General features: G+C 76.0%; 1 protein-coding gene. It reads right to left on the reverse strand.

Features of this window, described 5'->3' with window-relative positions:
* Nucleotides 1-3,406 (reverse strand): FtsK/SpoIIIE domain-containing protein (locus V7793_RS35415; RefSeq protein WP_336013788.1); only part of this gene is annotated, 3,406 nt, incomplete at both ends.

Here is a 3,406-nt window from a genome sequence, read left to right on the forward strand (position 1 = left end):
CAGCCCCGGCCCGGCGGCACCAGCTCGGGGATCCGCCTGGCCGCCACGCCCGCGAGGGTGTACTCGGTGCGGTCGGTCAGCCGGAGCAGCAGCCGGTCGTCGTTGAGCGCGGCGGCCTTGCCGGTGAGCAGGGCCCGCTCCGAGGTGGCGACCACGTGGATGCCCAGGGGCGCGCCCTCGCGGATGAGGGCGGTCAGCTCGTGGACGTAACGGCCGCCGTCGTGGTCGCCGAGGAGGGCGACCAGCGAGTCCCAGCCGTCGACGAGGACCATCACATGCGCCGGACGGTCCTCCGGCCGCAGCAGCGACCGCAGTTCGGCGAGGCCGGAGGCGCCGTGCGCGGCCAGCAGATCCTGACGGCGGGCCGTCTCGGCCATGAGCCGGGCCAGCAGGCGGCCGATGCGCTCCAGGTCGGCGCGCGGCACCACGGCCCCGCAGTGCGGCAGCGGGTTCAGGGCGGCGAGCGCGCCGCCCCCCGCGTCGATCCCGTACAGGTGCACGTCCGCCGTGGAGTGCCGGCGGGCCAGCGCCCCGGCGAGGGTGCGCAGCACCTGGGTCCGGCCCGAGCGGGGCGTTCCGACGACGTAGAGGTGGCCGAAGGTGTTGAGGTCCAGCTCCAGGGCCTCCTGGCACTGGGCGCCCGGAAGGTCGGCCAGCGCCCACGGGACCGGGGCGAGGTACCCGTCGGGAAGCCTCGCGGGACCGGACCGGTCTGTCAGGTCGTCCAGGTCGTCCAGGGTGAGCCGGTGCGGCAGCGGCGGCAGCCACGGGCTCGGCTGCTGCGGGATGCCGAGGGCCGTGGCGGCCTCCTGGACGGCCTCGACGAGCGCGGTCAGATCGGTCGGGGCCGAGGGGTCGTCCAGGAGACCCGGGTCGTCCTCCGCGGCGCGCTCCGGCCCCGGTGCGGGCGCCGGGCGCCCGAGCTGCGCCCACGTCACGTCCGTCGCCCGGATGTCGGCGGCAGTGACGGGACGTTCCGCCTGCACCGGGACCGGACCGGCCTCCGCCGCCGGTCCGGCCTCGCGCGGCGTGCCCGCGTACGCGGTCTGGAACGGCAGGACCGACCGGTGCCCGATCCGGGCCAGCGCCCGGCCGGGCGTGCCGGCGGAGATGCCGACGGCGTCGTTGACCTCCAGGACGTCCTGGCTGTCCGCGGCGTCGGTGACGCGCAGCGAGATCCGCAGGTTGGTGTTGGCCCGGATGTCGGCGGTGACCACTCCGGCGGGCCGCTGCGTCGCCAGCACCAGGTGGATGCCGAGGGAACGGCCCCGCTGGGCGATGGAGACCAGCCCCGGGATGAACTCCTGCACGTCCCGGGCGAGCGTGGCGAACTCGTCGATGACCAGGACCAGCCGGGGCAGCGGTGCGAGGGAGGCGTTCCGCCGCCGCATCGCCCGGTACTCGGCGTGGTCCTTGGCGCCGGCCGCCGCGAGGACGTGCTCGCGCCGGAGCAGCTCGGCGCCCAGCGAGGTGAGGGCGCGCTCGACGAGGTGGCTGTCCAGGTCGGTGACCATGCCGAGGGTGTGCGGCAGCCGCACGCAGTCCTTGAAGGCGCTCCCGCCCTTGTAGTCGACCAGCACGAAGGTCATCTCGTCCGGCCGGTTGGCCGCGGCGAGGGTGGCCACCAGCGTCTGGAGCAGCTCGGACTTGCCCGCGCCCGTGGTCCCCGCGATCAGGGCGTGCGGGCCGTCCTTGACGAGGTCGAAGGCGACGGGCCCGGAGTAGCCGGAGCCCAGCAGCATGTTCGTGGACGCGGGCTGCTGCCCCCACCTGCGCACGAACTCGTCCCCGTGGGGCGGTTCGAGGCCGAGCAGCCGGAGCAGCCCGACCTCGCCGGGGAGGCCGTCCGAGCCGTCGGGGGTCACGTCGCGCACGGGCGCCAGGGCCCGGGCGATCCGCTCGCACCACTCGGCGTCGACCAGGTCCGGGCGGGCCGTGGTCACATCGGTCCTGCCCGTGCGGCGCAGCGTGAGTTCGCGGGCACCGACGGAGCAGACAGACACGCACTCCTCCGGGAGCATCCGCTCCTCGCGGTCGACGCAGATCAGGAAGACCCGCACGGCGGGCCCCTCCTTGAGAACCTGGATCATGCCGGGGACGTCGCGCAGCAGGCGCGCCCCGTCGAGGACGACGAGCAGGTCGGGTTCGGCGATCAGCGTCCCGCTCAGCCCGGACTCCCGGGCGCGGCTGCGGGAGCGGACGGCCGAGACGAGCTCGGTGACCCGGGCGGCGACGGTCTCGGGGTCGTTGCCGAGGGTCACCGCCGGCCCGCCCGCGGCCGGGGCGGACACGCCGCCCTGACCCGGGCGGGCATGCGGCAGCCAGCGCACCCACTCCCAGCCGGCCGCGCCTGCAGCGTCCGTCAGCACGGTGATCCGCACATCGCGCGGGCTGTGCAGGATCGCCGCCTGGGCGACGGCCCAGCGGGCCAGGGCCGCGGTGGCCTCGCGCTCACCGGCGATGCCGAGCACCCCGTCGCCCACCAGGTCCACCCCGACCGGCATGTCGGGGATGTCCCAGTGGACGGAGCGGTGGTTGTCCTCGCGCGCGGCGTCGTCGATGGTGAGCAGGGACGGCTGCCGGACGGTGCCGACGCGCAGGTGGAGATGGTCGGCGTGCGAACGCTGGCGCTCCCAGAGCCGGGCGCCCGGGCCGACGGCCCACAGGCCCGCGGTCGCGGGATCCGGGGCCGCCTCGGTCCGCAGCGCGCGCTCGCGGTCCACCTTGGCCTTGACGTCCTCCTCCAGCGAGGCCCGGCGCGTCCGGTAACTGGCGGCGGCGGCCACGTAGTCGCGCCAGCCGCTCCGCTTGCCGCTCCAGTGGTTCGCCAGCGCCAGCACCGGGCTGAACAGCCCGAACACCAGGTAGTAGTACGACTTGAGGAAGACGACCATGCCGATGCCCATGACCAGGGGCGACAGCACCATCAGCAGCGGGATCGCCCGGTGGGCGGGCGGGACGGGCGGACCCGGCAGGACGAAGCGCTCCGGCTGCACGGGCGGGACGATGCGCGGCGGCCGGTTGAAGTCCAGGTGGGCGCCGTCCGCGGACACCGCGAGCGCGGCGTCCGCCTCGGTCGGCTCGGCCACCCGCAGCAGGAACTCCCCGAGGGCGAGCTCGCCGCCCAGCGGCCACACGCACCATCCCGGCGGGAGCGGCTCGGCCGTGTCGGCGTCCGGATCGGGGAGGTCGCCCGGCGGCGCCGGCGGCAGCGGGGTCGCGTCGGCGCGCGGCCGGTCGGGCGGCGGAACGGGCAGGGACAGCGCGACGTGCGCGTCCTGCTCACCGGTGTGGAGGAGGACCGTGCCGTCGGGCCGCACGGTGACCCGCACCCCCGAGGACGGCACGTCCCGCCCCTCCAGGAGGACGGAACTGCCCGGCTGCGGGCCGACGCCGTGCGTGCCCG

The organism is Streptomyces sp. KLMMK, from assembly GCF_036961605.1.
GTDB classification, from domain to species: Bacteria; Actinomycetota; Actinomycetes; order Streptomycetales; family Streptomycetaceae; genus Streptomyces; species Streptomyces telluris.